The sequence below is a fragment of the Streptomyces sp. NPDC023527 genome (genome assembly GCF_055560115.1).
The window spans coordinates 63,390-76,336 of record NZ_JBVHJJ010000013.1; the positions used below are offsets into that span (position 1 = coordinate 63,390).

The 12,947-nt window shown below is 72.0% G+C and carries 13 protein-coding genes; 8 read left to right on the plus strand and 5 right to left on the minus strand.

The genetic code is table 11. The features are described from left to right. Window positions 1-21 precede the first annotated feature (21 nt). The gene (locus ACZ303_RS24600) at window positions 22-555 is read left to right on the plus strand and encodes a GNAT family N-acetyltransferase (RefSeq protein ID WP_467342418.1); all 534 of its coding nucleotides are present in this window, start codon (window positions 22-24) and stop codon (window positions 553-555) included. Between the two features lie 33 nt (window positions 556-588). Here the strand turns inward: ACZ303_RS24600 and ACZ303_RS24605 are convergent, their stop codons facing one another. Together ACZ303_RS24605 and ACZ303_RS24610 are read right to left on the minus strand one after the other, a co-directional pair. Beyond that, window positions 589-3,045 (minus strand): SpoIIE family protein phosphatase, encoded by a 2,457-nt coding sequence (locus tag ACZ303_RS24605; RefSeq protein ID WP_467342673.1) that lies wholly within the window; start codon window positions 3,043-3,045, stop codon window positions 589-591. A 141-nt stretch (window positions 3,046-3,186) separates the two neighbouring features. Beyond that, window positions 3,187-3,420 (minus strand): hypothetical protein, encoded by a 234-nt coding sequence (locus ACZ303_RS24610; protein ID WP_467342419.1) that lies wholly within the window; start codon window positions 3,418-3,420, stop codon window positions 3,187-3,189. 400 nt (window positions 3,421-3,820) lie between these two features. Here ACZ303_RS24610 and ACZ303_RS24615 point away from each other — a divergent pair, with 400 nt between their 5' ends. Genes ACZ303_RS24615 through ACZ303_RS24625 form a run of 3 tightly spaced genes read left to right on the plus strand, consistent with a single transcriptional unit; the run spans window position 3,821 to window position 4,991 of the window. Then, window positions 3,821-3,967 (plus strand): hypothetical protein, encoded by a 147-nt coding sequence (locus tag ACZ303_RS24615; protein ID WP_467342421.1) that lies wholly within the window; start codon window positions 3,821-3,823, stop codon window positions 3,965-3,967. Further along, window positions 3,964-4,566 carry a PRC-barrel domain-containing protein gene (locus tag ACZ303_RS24620; protein ID WP_467342423.1) on the plus strand — a complete coding sequence of 201 codons (603 nt, stop codon included), beginning with the start codon at window positions 3,964-3,966 and terminating at the stop codon, window positions 4,564-4,566. The genes ACZ303_RS24615 and ACZ303_RS24620 overlap by 4 nt, the downstream gene beginning before the upstream one ends. Beyond that, on the plus strand, window positions 4,560-4,991 hold the full coding sequence (locus ACZ303_RS24625; RefSeq protein ID WP_467342425.1) for a PRC-barrel domain-containing protein: 432 nt from the start codon (window positions 4,560-4,562) through the stop codon (window positions 4,989-4,991). The genes ACZ303_RS24620 and ACZ303_RS24625 overlap by 7 nt, the downstream gene beginning before the upstream one ends. A 57-nt stretch (window positions 4,992-5,048) precedes the next feature. Here the strand turns inward: ACZ303_RS24625 and ACZ303_RS24630 are convergent, their stop codons facing one another. Then, on the minus strand, window positions 5,049-5,615 hold the full coding sequence (locus ACZ303_RS24630; protein WP_467342427.1) for a nucleoside deaminase: 567 nt from the start codon (window positions 5,613-5,615) through the stop codon (window positions 5,049-5,051). 190 nt (window positions 5,616-5,805) lie between these two features. Here ACZ303_RS24630 and ACZ303_RS24635 point away from each other — a divergent pair, with 190 nt between their 5' ends. Both ACZ303_RS24635 and ACZ303_RS24640 read left to right on the plus strand, forming a co-directional pair. Beyond that, on the plus strand, window positions 5,806-6,735 hold the full coding sequence (locus ACZ303_RS24635) for an antibiotic biosynthesis monooxygenase (protein WP_467342429.1): 930 nt from the start codon (window positions 5,806-5,808) through the stop codon (window positions 6,733-6,735). A gap of 48 nt (window positions 6,736-6,783) precedes the next feature. After that, window positions 6,784-8,163 carry an FAD-binding oxidoreductase gene (locus tag ACZ303_RS24640; protein WP_467342431.1) on the plus strand — a complete coding sequence of 460 codons (1,380 nt, stop codon included), beginning with the start codon at window positions 6,784-6,786 and terminating at the stop codon, window positions 8,161-8,163. 72 nt (window positions 8,164-8,235) lie between these two features. Here the strand turns inward: ACZ303_RS24640 and ACZ303_RS24645 are convergent, their stop codons facing one another. Beyond that, entirely contained in the window at window positions 8,236-9,840 is a 1,605-nt protein-coding gene (locus tag ACZ303_RS24645) for a trypsin-like peptidase domain-containing protein (RefSeq protein WP_467342433.1), read from the minus strand. A gap of 465 nt (window positions 9,841-10,305) precedes the next feature. Here ACZ303_RS24645 and ACZ303_RS24650 point away from each other — a divergent pair, with 465 nt between their 5' ends. Together ACZ303_RS24650 and ACZ303_RS24655 are read left to right on the plus strand one after the other, a co-directional pair. Then, complete coding sequence (locus tag ACZ303_RS24650; RefSeq protein WP_467342435.1) at window positions 10,306-11,244, plus strand: hypothetical protein; 939 nt, start codon at window positions 10,306-10,308, stop codon at window positions 11,242-11,244. 84 nt (window positions 11,245-11,328) lie between these two features. Beyond that, complete coding sequence (locus ACZ303_RS24655; protein WP_467342437.1) at window positions 11,329-11,784, plus strand: peptidase inhibitor family I36 protein; 456 nt, start codon at window positions 11,329-11,331, stop codon at window positions 11,782-11,784. A 144-nt stretch (window positions 11,785-11,928) separates the two neighbouring features. On the opposite strand, the gene ACZ303_RS24660 is transcribed toward ACZ303_RS24655, so the two are convergent. Then, entirely contained in the window at window positions 11,929-12,915 is a 987-nt protein-coding gene (locus ACZ303_RS24660) for a lytic polysaccharide monooxygenase (RefSeq protein ID WP_467342439.1), read from the minus strand. Window positions 12,916-12,947 lie beyond the last annotated feature (32 nt).

Below are 12,947 nucleotides of genomic sequence, written 5' to 3' on the forward strand. Positions count from 1 at the left end.
CTCTTCGGCAGGATGGGCGCCATGACCGAGATCCTCACCCCCCGTCTCCTCCTCCGCCGCTGGCACGACGACGACCTCGCCCCCATGGCGGACATCCAGGCGGACCCGCAGGTCATGCACTGGATCGGCGACGGCTCGCCGCGCGACCTGGAGCAGACCGCGGAGGACATCGAGCGGTGGGAGGAGGAGTGGGACGAGGAGGGTTTCGGCGTCTTCGCCGTCGAACTGCTGGGCTCGGGCGAACTGGCCGGCGCGGTGGGTCTGTCCGTACCGGAGTACCTGCCGGAGGTCATGCCCGCGGTGGAGATCGGCTGGCGGCTCGGGAGCCAGTTCTGGGGCCAGGGTTACGCCTCGGAGGCCGCCCAGGCCACGCTGGAGTTCGCGCTCCAGGACCGCGGCCTCGACCGCGTCATCGCCATCGACCGGCTGGGCAACGACGCCTCCGAGAACATCATGCGCAAGCTCGGGATGACACCGGAGCGCGAGGTGACGCACCCGGTGTACGGTTTCCCGCTGCACATCCAGGCCATCGACCTCACGGAGTACCAGGGCTGAGCCTCCGGCGGCCGGCCGGGGCCGGTACGCCCCTCAGAGCAGCCCGACGATGTCGAATCCCCCACCGGGCACGGCGGGGGCCAGTGGCTGTTCGGTCCACACCGTCTTCCCCTCTCCCCCGTAGCGGGTGCCCCACCGCTCCGTGAGCTGGGCCACCAGGAACAGGCCGCGGCCGCCCTCGTCCATGCTGCGGGCGCGGCGCAGGTGCGGCGCGGTGCTGCTGGCGTCGGAGACCTCGCAGATGAGGCGGGGGCCGAGGATGAGCCGCAAGGTCACCGGACCGGAGCCGTAGCGGTAGGCGTTGGTGACCAGTTCGCTGACGATCAGCTCGGTGGTGAAGGCCATCTCCTCCAGGTGCCAGGCGCTGAGCTGGTCGTTCATCAGGGCCCGGGCCCGTGCGGCCGCTTGCGCCTCGGCCGGCAGGGTCCAGGTGGCGACCCGGTCCTCCGCCAGCACATGGGTACGGGCGATGAGCAGGGCCACATCGTCGGCGGGCCGGTCGGGCAGCAGGGCCTCCACCACGGCCTTGGACATCTCCGCCAGGGGACGGGCGGGGTCGGAGAGTTCCCCCGCCAGGGCCGCGAGCGCCTCGTCGACGTCGCTCGCGCGCGTGTCGAGGAGGCCGTTGGTGTAGAGGGCCAGCAGGCTTCCCTCCGGCATCTCCACCTCCGCGCTCTCGAACGGCAGGCCGCCCAGGCCCAGCGGCGGCCCGGCGGGCAGGTCGGGGAAGCTCACCCGGCCGTCCGGGGTCACCACGGCGGGGGGCGGATGGCCGGCGCGCGCCAGGGAGCAGCACCCGGTCACCGGGTCGTACACCGCGTACAGGCAGCTGGCCCCGGTCACCTGGTCGTTGGGGAAGTCCCGGCTGTTGATCTCCTGTTCGGCGGCCAGCCGGTGCACGAGGTCGTCCAGGTGCGAGAGGACGTCCTCGGGGTCGAGGTCGAGTTCGGCCAGGGTGTGCACGGCGGTGCGCAGGCGGCCCATGGTGGCCGCCGCGTCGATGCCGTGCCCGATCACGTCGCCGACGACGAGGGCGACGCGGGCACCGGAGAGGGCGATGACGTCGAACCAGTCGCCGCCCACGCCCTCCACGGCGCCGGCGGGAATGTACTGGTGGGCGACGTCGACGGCCGGCAGCTCCGGCAGCTCGCCCGGCAGGAGACGGCACTGCAGGGACAGCGCGGCCTGGTGCTGGCGGGTGTAGCGGCGGGCGTTGTCGATGCAGACGGCGGCGCGGGCGGCGAACTCCCCGGCCAGGGTGAGGTCGTCGTTCTCGAACGGCTCGGGGGCGCGGGCCCGCCACAGGGTGACGAACCCGAGGACCAGACCCCGGGCGGCCAGCGGCACCATCATGACGGAGTGGACGCCCAGGGCCCGCGCACCCTCGGCGCGTTCCTGCGCCACGGCGGCCAGGCCGGAGGGGCCGTCCACGTGCCGTACGAGGATGGGGCGCCGCTCGTCCAGGCAGCGGGCCTGGGGTGTCTCGGGCGCGAAGTGGATGAGCCCGCCCAGGGGATGGAGGACCTCTTCCGCGCCGGCGACGACGGACTTGATGGCCTCCCGGCGCACCGGCCCGTAGCCGTCCAGGGACGGCTCCTCGCCCCGGCTCACGGGTTCGAGGAGGTCGACGGTGACGCAGTCGGCGAGCTCGGGCACGAGCACGTCGGCGAGCTCGCGGGCGGTCGTGTCCACGTCCAGTGTGGTGCCGATGCGGGCGCCGGCCTCGTTGAGCAGCGCGAGCCGGAGCCGGGCCCGGTGGCGTTCGGTGACGTCTTCCACCAGTTGGGTGACGCCCAGCACCCGTCCGGCGGAGTCCACCGTACGGAACGCCGAGACCGAGACGTACCGCTCGTGCGCCGGGTCGGAGCGCAGCCGGCAGGACTGCTCGGTGAAGATCATCGGGCGCCCGGTCTCCAGGACCGGCCGCAGCCGGCCCTCGATCGTCTCCGCGTCCTCCGCCACCAGGAAGTCGCCGATGCGGCGGCCACGCGTCTTCTCGGCCGGAATGCCGCCGATGTGGGAGATGGCCTGGTTGACGCGCAGGATGGTGAGGTCCGGCGCGTGGACGGCGAGCCCGATGGGCGATCGCCGGAAGAGCCCGTCCAGGACCGACCGGTCGGTCTCCCACTGGACGACGTCCTCGGCGGGGGCGCCGACCAGGAACCACTCGCAGTCCGGGCCGTCCCGCGTCACACAGCGGGCCCGGACGCCCAGCGGCACCGGGCGGCCGTCGCGGTGGAGGACGGGGACGACGCCGAACCAGCCCCGGTCCCGCCGGCAGGCGGCCGCCGCCTCCGCGACCTGGCCCGCGTCTCCGGGGGCCACCAGGGCCTCGACCGCCGCCCGGCCCAGCACGTCGCCGGCCGGGTATCCCAGCAGCTCCTCGGCGCGCCGTCCCCAGCCGACGATCACCCCTTGGTGGTCCAGCACCGCGGAGGCGGCGCGGTCGATCGAGAACGGATCCTCCGGACTCTCGCTGAACAGCGTCATCGGTTCGTCCGTCACCACCGTCCTCCTTCCGCGAGCCGGCCGGCCGCCGCCGGACACAGTCCTTCCCCCTCCACAGTGACGGGTGTCCGGCATCGGCGCTTCTCACACGCCGGGCGCAAGGGCGGGGGTTCCCCGAGGGGCTCAGGCGGCGGGCCGGGCACTGCCGTCACCCTCGGGAGAGGCGACCCGCGCGGCGCCGACCGGCGGGGACGGCCGACGGGAGGGCAGGCCGGGCACGAGCCGCAGATGGCGCCGGCCGTGACGTGGAGCCGCCGGCCGGGGCTCGGGCTCGCCGAGCAGTCGCTCCTCGTAGCGGCCCAGCGCGAGAACCCCGCACAGCAGCAGAGGAGGAAGGAGAAGGGCGACGACGACCATGTGGTGCTCCTTCCGGGAGGGCGGAGGTCACCCATCACGCGTTGCCTCACTCGGCCGGGGCAAACCCCGGCAGGAACCTTCGACCGCGATTCGAACCCACATGCACACCGATGGCGTGCGACCGAGGCGGATCGACGCGGGCCCCGGCCGCGGCACCGATCCATGGGGCGGGAAAGCGCCGTCTTCGCCGAGGTCCGGCACGCCCGTCGGTGCGCCGGGCCCCGGCGCCGGCGTGGTCGGCCCGCCACCGACCGGGGGCGCCCGCGCGCCCAAGTGCGCTCGCCCCAAGGACATTTGACAGCGGCGACGCGCGGGCATCGAAGCGGACTGCCAGGGGCATACGGGGAAGGGGAGACCCGGCCGGGGCGGCCGGTGACCCGACAGGACCGGGAGGTGGACGATGGTCTGGTGGGGGTGGCTGGTCATCGTGGTGGTGTGCCTGCTCGCGGTGGCCGTCGTGGTGCTCGGCATACAGGCCCGCAGGCGGGCCGGCACGGTGATCGCGGTGCGACGCGGGCACCGGGCGGGCAAGGGGGGAAGGCGATGAAGGCGTTGATGATGGCCTCCGAGCTGACCAAACGGCCGGTGGTCACCCTTGGCGGGGAAGCCGTCGCGCAGGTCAAGGACACGGTGTTCGACGGCCGGGCCGGACGGATCACCGGTTTCACGCTCAGCGGCCGCGGGCTGCTGGCCGGCCCTTTGAAGCAGAGCCTGCCCTGGTCGTCGGTCCACGCGCTGGGCCGGCACGCCGTGATGATCCCCGGCCGGGAGGCGCTGGTGGAGCCCGCCGTGGTCGTCGCCTCCGGTGAGGCCGCGCGCGGCGCGGTGCCGGGGGCGAGGGTGATGACGGACGAGGGGGTGGAGGCGGGCACCGTCCTCGACGTCGTCGTCGAGAGCGGCGGCCGGGTGGCAGGGTTCCGGATCTCCGCCACAGAGGCCTTCGAGCGCCGCAAGGGCAGCGTCTTCGTGCCGCGCGGGGAGGTGCTGGCCGTCTCGGGCCAGGCCCTGGTGATCCCCGCCGGTGCCTGTCATTTCGTCGCGGAGGACCTGCCGAGCTTCACCGCCCAGGTGGAGATCTTCCGCGCCCGGCAGGCGGACGAGCCGCCCCGGGCCACCGCCCCGGAGGGGAAGGAACGCGCATGGTGATGCTGCTCTCCCAGGTCAGGGGCCTGCGGGTGATCACCGTCGACGAGGCGGCCGAACTGGGCACGGTCGACGCCCTGACCCTCGACGCCCCGGCGGGCCGCGTCGGCCACCTCCGCCTCTCCGGCACGTCGGCCAAGGGCCACCGCGTCCTGGCCTGGGAGCTGGTGCGCGCGGTCGGTCCCGGCGGAGTCATGGTCCACTCCGCCCCCGAGGACGGGACGGCGGCCGCCGGTGCGCCGGAACACCGGGAGGCGCTGGGCAGCCGCGTGCTGACCGACCTCGGCGACGAGCACGGAACCGTCGAGGACGTCGCCTTCGACCCCGTGACCGGTGACGTCCGGACCATCCACACCACCCTGGGGGCCGTGCCGGGCGAACGCCTGACCGGACTCGGTGACTACGCCCTGGTGGTCAGGGCCGATTGAGCGTACCGGGGTCTCTCCCCGAGGGGGCCCATACGAGACCGGACCGGCCGTCCCGCCTCAATACGGGTGCCGGTTCGGCTTGTTCGTCCACGCGTCGTAGGCATGGGCGCCGATTTCGGGGTGGAGCTGCTCGATCCTGATCCTCCGCTCGTCGAGCGGCTTCCCGAAGTCCTCGTACTGGAACGAGTCGTCGAAGCCGATGCGCCGGGTGTCGTCCAGGGCGCAGCTGAAGTACACGGCGTCGATCCGGGACCAGTAGATGGCGCTCATGCACATCGGGCACGGGGCGCCACTGATGTAGATGGAGCAGCCCTGGAGCATCCGGGCCCGCTCGGGCACGGGGTCCGGTGAGCCTTCGGGGCGGGGTATCAGTTCCAGGTTGCTCTCGTTCTGGTGGTCCTCGGAGATCGACGGCGCCTCGGGGTTGAGGTACTGCACGGCCTTGCGGATGGTCTCGACCTCGGCGTGGGCCGTGGGGTCGCCGGTCAGGAGGACCCTGTTCTGTCCGCGAGCGATGATCTCCCCGTCGCGGGTGATGACCGCGCCGAAGGGGCCGCCCCAGCCGTTCTCCACGGACTCGGTGGCGAGGCGTACCGCCTCGGTGATGAGCTCTTTGTGTTCCATCACAGAGTCTCCGATCGGCGTCGACGCCCTCTGTGGGATGTGGGAATGGATGCCTCTGCGGAGGAAGTCGCGGAGCGGGTGATCGATCACAATCAAATGCCCGGTTTGCCGCATAACTACCTTATGAACTAGGCTACTCCAGGTGAGTCCACGTGCAAGCCGTGACTCCGCGGCAGAGAACGCCACCGTTGTGACCTCGCAGAAAGTGCGCGCCGGTCGCGTGGACGAGTACCGCCGCTGGCAGAACAGGACGAATGACGCGGCCCGCGCGTTCGACGGGTTCGAGGGCTCCGAGGTGTATCCGCCCGGCACCGATTCCGAGAACGAATGGGTGGCGGTCTTCCGCTTCTCCGGGATCGACCAGCTGACCGCCTGGCTGGAATCGGACCGCCGACGGGAACTGCTCGACGAAGGCCTGCCGCTCTTCGAGGGGGCTCCGACACAGGAGGTGCTCCGTGGCGGCGCCCCGGCCGAACAGGCCCCCGAAACCGTCACCGCCGTCGTCTCCCACGAGGTGCGACCCGGATGCGAAGAGGGCTTCCTGCGCTGGCAGGAGAAGATCCTCGAAGCGCAGGAGAGATCACCCGGATTCATGGGTTCCGAGTTGTTCGAACCGGTCGAGGGGGTCCAGGAACACTGGGTCGTCGTCTTCCGGTTCGACTCCCGGGCGCACCTGGAGGACTGGCTCGCGTCCGACGCCCGCGGCAGGCTCCTGGAGGAAGGGCGCGCCTACTTCGTCTCGTACGACGTGCGCAAGGTGGGGTCCGCGTTCAGCGGCTGGTTCCGCTTCGACACGGGCGGCCAGGGCGCCGCTCCGCCCAACTGGAAGCAGGCCATGTCGGTGGTCCTCGCGCTCTATCCGACCGTCATGGTGCTGAACCTGACCGTGGGGTCCGAGCTGGACGAGCTCGACGTCCCGGGATACGCCGCCCTGTTCATCGGCAATGTGCTGAGCGTCAGCGCGCTGACCTGGCTGCTGATGCCCCTGGTGAACAGGGCGCTCGCCTTCTGGCTCGTCCCGAGCCGCGCGCGCGGCTACCGCGTCCACGTGGCGGGTGCCGTGGCGGTGGTGCTCTGCTATCTGCTGCTCATTACGATCTTCGGCCTGACCACTCACTGACACCGCCCACCTGCCGCTCCTGCCCCTCCGTCCTCCGAGGAGGTCACGATGCCCGGACCCTCACCCGCGGCACGCTTCGAGGGAAGCCTGCTGAGACGCGGCGACCGTGACTACGACGGCGCCAGGGCCGACGCGGTGTGGAACGGTCTCACACCGGAGCGCTTCCCCGAGGTGATCGTGCGGGCGGCCGCCGAGAAGGACGTGCCGGAGGCCGTCTCCTACGCACGCGCCGAGGGGCTCCGCGTCTCGACGCGTTCCGGCGGCCACAACTGGTCCGGCTCACAGCTCCGCGACGGGAGCCTGCTGATCGACCTCTCCGGGCTCCGGCGGTGCGATGTCGATCGCGCGTCGGCGACGGCCACGGTGGGGCCCGCCGTCACCGGACAGGACCTGGTCGAGGCGCTGACCCCGCGGGGGCTGGCCTTTCCCGTGGGCCACTGCCCTTCCGTCGCGGTGGGCGGCTTTCTGCTCAGTGGCGGGCTCGGCTGGAACTCCCGTGCCTGGGGGCCTTCCTGCGCCGATGTCCTGGAGATCCAGGTCGTCACCGCCGACGGGCGGACGGCCACGTGCGGCGAGACGGAGAACCCCGACCTCTTCTGGGCCGCCCGCGGCGCGGGGCCCGGCTTCTTCGCCGTCGTCACCCGCTTCCGGCTCGGCCTGCACCCCCACCCGGGGGCCGTCCTGACCGCCGGTCTCACCTTCCCGCTGGCGGCGGCCGGCCCCGTGGCGGCCTGGGCGGAAGGGGTCGCGCGCGAGCTGCCGGTGAACGTCGAGACGGCCCTCGTCCTCACGGCCTCCGGTGAAGCGACGGCCCTCGCCCCGCCGGGCCCGCGCGTCACGGTCGGCATGACCGCGTTCGCCGCCTCCCACGAGGAGGCGCTCGCCGCTCTCGCGCCGGTGGAGACCTGCCCGTTCGCCGACAGCGCCGTCTCCTGGCAGCCGCCGGAGCCGACGTCGTTCGCCCGCCTCCACGAGGGCGCCGGCGCGGCCTGGCCGCCGGCGCACCGGTACGCGGCGGACACCCTGTGGTCCGGGGAGTCGTACGAGACACAGCTGTCCCGGATCGCCGAAGCGGTGGCCCACTCCCCCTCCGGCAAGTCCCTGGTCCTCGCGCCGGTGCGGCCGGTCTCCGAAGCCCCCGCCCTGCTGCGGAACATGGCCTTCTCCCCGCTCGGCGACTCCTACCTCGTGTGTTACGCGATCTGGGACGACCCCGCCGCGGACGCGGCCAACGCGCGGTGGTTGCGGGAGGCCATGGCCTCGGTCGATCCGTCGGGGCAGGGCGGCCATTACATCGCCGAGACGGACCTGGAGGCGGACGCGGCCCGGGCCCGGCGTTCGTACGCGCCCGCCGACTGGGACCGTCTGCAGGAGCTCAAGGCCGCGTGGGACCCGGACAACCGCTTCCACTCCTACCTCGCCCCGTGACCGGGGGACGTCACCGGCCGCGCTCCCCCGCGAGGGAAGGAGCGCGGCCGGCGGTCGTTCGGGGCGCGTGCGTCAGCGGTTTCCCGGTGAGAGCACGAAGGTGGCCGGTGCGGTGGCGTTGCCGGCGTTGTCGTAGCCGATGGCGCAGTACGTCCAGGGGCCCTCATCGGCCTTCAGGGACGCGGCGATGCCCAGGAAGTCGCGGTATCCGGCGGTGTCGGCGCAGTCCGTCGTGGCGCGCGGGCCGTACTTGACCTTGTAGCCGCTGAGCTCCCAGGGCGCGTACACCGGGGTGACCCAGTAGACGGCGTCCTTGCCCTCGCCGAAGAACGGGCTGTCGATCTTCGGGGAGACGGTGGGCGCGGTGTTGTCGACGCGGGCGTACGCGTACGCCGGGTGTTCGAGGGAGGCCGTCCAACCGGCGCCCTTGAAGGTGCCGTCCGGGCCACCGGCCACGCACAGGACGTAGAGGTTGTCCTTCGCCGGCAGGACCTCCTTGTACTCCAGGCCCGTGCCGGACAGCCGCCGGGGCTTGCCGTAACCCTCGGGCCTGGCGCAGTCGACAACGCCGAAGGGGCCGCTCTTGAAGGCGACGTAGGGGTGGCGCCCGGCCGTGCCGGGCGTGACGCGGGCGTCCCAGCGGGCCGGGCCGGTAGCGGTCTCGCTCCGCGTGTGCGGGCTGGAGGAAGTGACCTGTGCCTGCTCGCCGCGGTCCAGACGGCAGCCCTTCTTGCGCAGTTGGAGACCCTTCGCGTCGAGGCAGGAGGCCACCGCGTCGACGGGGGTGAGGTAGGCGGCGTTGTCCTCGGGCACGATCAGGCCCTTGGCCCCTCCCTCGCAGGGGCGGCCCGGACCGCAGCCGAGGTAGCCGGGGGTGGCGATGGTGTTGAGCATCGCGACGAGCCGGCCCGGGTCCGTGGCCGTGGTGACGGCGCCACCGGAGGAGCCGCCGCTGATGCCGAGGCAGTCGGTGCGGGTGGCGCCCTTCCACAGCCAGGTGTTCTCGTGCAGGGCGATGCCCGAGGCGGTGGCCTCGCAGGTGGACAGGCGCAGGAACTTCTGCCCCTCCTCGATGCCGTCGGTCGGGGCGTGGCCGACTCGCAGCTTGGTGCCGGGCGCGGGGCGGTCGGCCGCGAGCGTCCGCGGGGTGACGTCCAGTGCGGCGAGGTCCCGGTAGGTGGCCGAGAGCTGGAGCACCGATACGTCGATGTCCTTCATCGTCGCGTAGACGACGCGTTCGACGGAGAACTTCTTGTGCTCGGCGACGTTGTCGTGGAAGTAGGCGGGGGTGTAGCTCCACTCGGCCGGCGCGGGCTTGCCGACGACGACGTCGTTGGTCCCCATGGTGTCGTCGACGCAGTGCCCGTTGCTCAGGACGAGGGCCTTGGCACCGGGGTCCGGCTTGCCGGTCGCGTGGACGAGCGTGGCGGTGCAGGTCGTGCCGCCACCGCCGACCAGGCGTCCGGAGGCCCGGAAGCGCTTTCCCTCGGGGGAACCGGCGTCCAGCAGCGGCGCGGCGTCCCCGACCGCCGCGGTGACGGGCGCCGAGGCGCCCTCGGCGAGTGGCGGTCGCACCGCTTGGGCCGGCGAGGCTCCCCATATCAGCCCCGCGGCGAGGCCCCCGGACGCGCATGCCGTCAGCGCGGCGCGTATCCGGATCCGGACGGCACTCTTCACAGCACATCTCTCCTTGTCGGTGGACGGTCGTGGGTATGCGTTCGTGGGTATGCGTTCGTGGCCCACGACGCGTGGGCGACGCGGGGTCCGACCCTGGCAGAAGCCCGGAGGACGCCGCGACGCCGCCGAGCTCGATCCGGACGATCACATTCGGTGAGGGGCGGGGGTCGGTGTCGCGGAAAACCGTGGCCCTACGCGGAGTTGGTGACGCCATGTCCCCCGGAGACCGGCCCCAGCGGCCTTCAATATCGTCCTGAAGTCCTCACCCACCGGCCTGATCATGGTGGTGCTGCCCCCCTGCTCGTGGCGGTGTGCTGGGTGGCGATGGGCTGCGTGATCATCGCCATGCGATGTGCCGTTGTTCGGTCGTTGTTTGTTTGACTCCCTCGCGCGACACCGAACAATCTTTTCCCGCTAGACAAGCTGCGTGAAGTCGCACCGTGGCTCGTCCGGGAGGGCAGGAAGATGCCGAACAACGCGGCAGGTCGTAGAAGCTCGACGACCGTGGGTGCGTGTGCCTTGTCGGCCGCGCTGCTCGCTCTCGCCGGATGCGGCGGCCAAGGCGGACAGGGCGGAGAAGGCGGCGGGGACCAGGGCCGGAAGAGCGCCACGAGCGGGCCGACGTACCGCGACGACGCGGTGCGGGGCATGGAGCGGATGCTGGACCTGGCCAGGCAACTGCTCGAACGGGACTGCATGAAGCGGCACGGGTTCCGGTTCTGGGTCGCGCCGAAGGAGACCGCACACCGCGACTTTCCCTATGCCGTCACCGACACCGCCTGGGCGAAGGAGCACGGATACGGCTCCGATCTGCGCGCCGGCATGGCGAAGGAAGCGGCGGCCGACCCCAACAAGAAGTACTTCGACTCCCTGCCGGCGAACCGCCGGTCCGCCCTGGTGGCGGCGCTCAACGGTCGGCGCCCCGAGGGGCTCCGGGTCACGCTGCCCAGCGGGGCCGTGGTCAGCCACAGCGACGAGGGCTGCACCGCCGAGGCCGAGCGGTACCTCTACGGCGATCTGGCGGCGTGGTTCCGCGCCACCCGGGTCACCGGGAACCTCCGGGGCGAGCGCATGGCGATGGTCTTCAAGGACCCGCGCTACGGCGAGGTCGTCGTGCGCTGGAGCCTGTGCATGAAGGACAAGGGACATTCCTTTGAAAGCCCGGCGGAAACGGCCGCCGCCGTCGCCGATCCGCATCGCGGCTTCACCCGGGAGGCGGAGAAGGAGCTGGCGGTCGCGGAGGCGGTCTGCGCGCGCACGTCCCGATTGTCCACCGTCGCCGCGTCGCTCGACAGCGAGTGCCAGAGCCGCCTGCGGGCGCGCTACGCCAAAGAATTCACCGACCGCGACCGGCTGTCGCGCGCCGCGCTGCCACGCGCGCGGGCCGTCGTCGCCCGCGGCTGACAAGCCGCACCCCCTGGATCACCGTGGCGGCCCACGCCACGACCTGCCCGAAACGCACGAAATACTCAACGTGAGGGACACAGCATGAACATCAAGAAGCTCACTCTCGCCGGCGCCGCGACTGTCGGCCTGGCGTTCGCATTCGTACCCATGGCGACCGCCCAAGGGACCGCTCCGGCGGGAACGAGCGAGACGCGTTCCACCCAAATGTCGGACGGCCTCCTGCACGCGTGGAACGAACCCTTCGGGCAAGGCACACACTGCTCCTGGGGCGGCAACTCGGACAACTGGGGCGCCTGCCGCAACAAGGCGTCCGATCTGTGGAACAACGGACATCCCACGAAGTTCGACGCCGTCGACCTGTACACCGCGCCGAACGCCGGCGGTGCGCACGCGTGCATCAGCCGCGGTGACTCGTGGAACAACCTGCCCTCGGGCAAGTGGAAGTTCACCTACGGCGCCGGGCTGGAACAGTTCGGCAAATCCGTCAACGACAACATCTCGTCCCACCGTTGGGTCGACTACTGCTCCCAGGGCTGAGGCCCTACCGCGGCCGAGGTGAGTCGGACACGATTCCCTGAGCACCAACCGCTCCGCCCGCCGACCTCAGGGTGCTCCACCCCGAGGTCGGCGCCAGTGGGCCGGGCCTTGACATCACGAGCGTACGAGCCGGTGCCGGCGGTGTCAGGCGGCGTTCCGGGCGGAGCGTCGTCGCATGGCCAGGAACACGGTGGCGGAACCGGCTGCCAGGATCCCGGCGCCGCCGACGGCCAGCACGGTCGTACGGCTGTCGCCGCCGGTCTCGGCGAGGCGCCCGCCCTGGGCCACGGGGGCGTTGGCGGCCTTCGCCGCGGAGTGGGGCTCCTGCCCGTTCCCGGCGTGATCCTCGCCCTTGCCGTGCCCCGCCTCGCCGGGGCTGTCACCGCCGTGTCCACCGTGGTCCACCGTCGACTTGCCGGCCTCCTCGGCGATCTGCGCCTCGCTGGGAGCGGACGCGGCCGGCGCCGGCGCCGGTGCCGCCTTCGTGACCGGCGCCTTCCCGCCGAGGTCGACGTCCGAACAGGTGTAGAACGCCTCGGGGCTGTCCGAGCGCTGCCAGACGCTGTAGATCAGATGGCGGCCGGACCTCTTCGGGACGGTGCCGTCGAAGACGTAGCTCCCCTCCTTGAGCTTGGGGTCGGTGACCTTGGCGAACGGCTTCGCCTCCAGGTCCGCCCACTTCAGCGGCTTCTTCGGGTCGTAACCGTCCTTCGTGATGTACAGCTCGAACGTGCCGCGGTGCGGAGCGGTGGCCCGGTAGCGGAAGGTGTGCTTGCCCGCGGCCAGCTTCGTCCCCGGCCAGTCGGCGCGCGGCAGGTCCAGTCCCTTGTACTTGTCGCGTCCGGCGCTGCACAGCTTGCCGTCCGGGATGATCTGCCGGTGGCGTCCGGCGGCGTCGCCGATGTTCACCTCGTTCCAGTCGTAGAGCGGCTGGGTGCCGCCGGCCGCGACCATCGCCTTGCAGGCCGCCGAGCGCGGGTGCTCCGGCCCCTCCGCGAAACAGGCGGACACCCGGCTGACCGGGTCCGTCATGGAGCCGTGCGCCCGGGCCGGGCCGGCGGCCAGCGCGGTGAGCGCGAGGGGGGTGATGCCGAGCAGGGATATCCGTACGACCTTGTCACGCATGCGCATGAGGGGTGTCTCCTTGTGGGTGAGGGGGTGCC

Bases quoted from the DNA above. Each gene is read 5' to 3' on its own strand.
- ACZ303_RS24625 (WP_467342425.1), top strand. From the start codon at position 4,560: ATGGTGATGCTGCTCTCCCAGGTCAGGGGCCTGCGGGTGATCACCGTC.
- ACZ303_RS24630 (WP_467342427.1), bottom strand. From the start codon at position 5,615: ATGGAACACAAAGAGCTCATCACCGAGGCGGTACGCCTCGCCACCGAG.
- ACZ303_RS24640 (WP_467342431.1), top strand. From the start codon at position 6,784: ATGCCCGGACCCTCACCCGCGGCACGCTTCGAGGGAAGCCTGCTGAGA.
- ACZ303_RS24660 (WP_467342439.1), bottom strand. From the start codon at position 12,915: ATGCGCATGCGTGACAAGGTCGTACGGATATCCCTGCTCGGCATCACC.
- ACZ303_RS24650 (WP_467342435.1), top strand. From the start codon at position 10,306: ATGCCGAACAACGCGGCAGGTCGTAGAAGCTCGACGACCGTGGGTGCG.
- ACZ303_RS24605 (WP_467342673.1), bottom strand. From the start codon at position 3,045: ATGACGCTGTTCAGCGAGAGTCCGGAGGATCCGTTCTCGATCGACCGC.
- ACZ303_RS24615 (WP_467342421.1), top strand. From the start codon at position 3,821: ATGGTCTGGTGGGGGTGGCTGGTCATCGTGGTGGTGTGCCTGCTCGCG.
- ACZ303_RS24655 (WP_467342437.1), top strand. From the start codon at position 11,329: ATGAACATCAAGAAGCTCACTCTCGCCGGCGCCGCGACTGTCGGCCTG.
- ACZ303_RS24610 (WP_467342419.1), bottom strand. From the start codon at position 3,420: ATGGTCGTCGTCGCCCTTCTCCTTCCTCCTCTGCTGCTGTGCGGGGTT.
- ACZ303_RS24620 (WP_467342423.1), top strand. From the start codon at position 3,964: ATGAAGGCGTTGATGATGGCCTCCGAGCTGACCAAACGGCCGGTGGTC.
- ACZ303_RS24600 (WP_467342418.1), top strand. From the start codon at position 22: ATGACCGAGATCCTCACCCCCCGTCTCCTCCTCCGCCGCTGGCACGAC.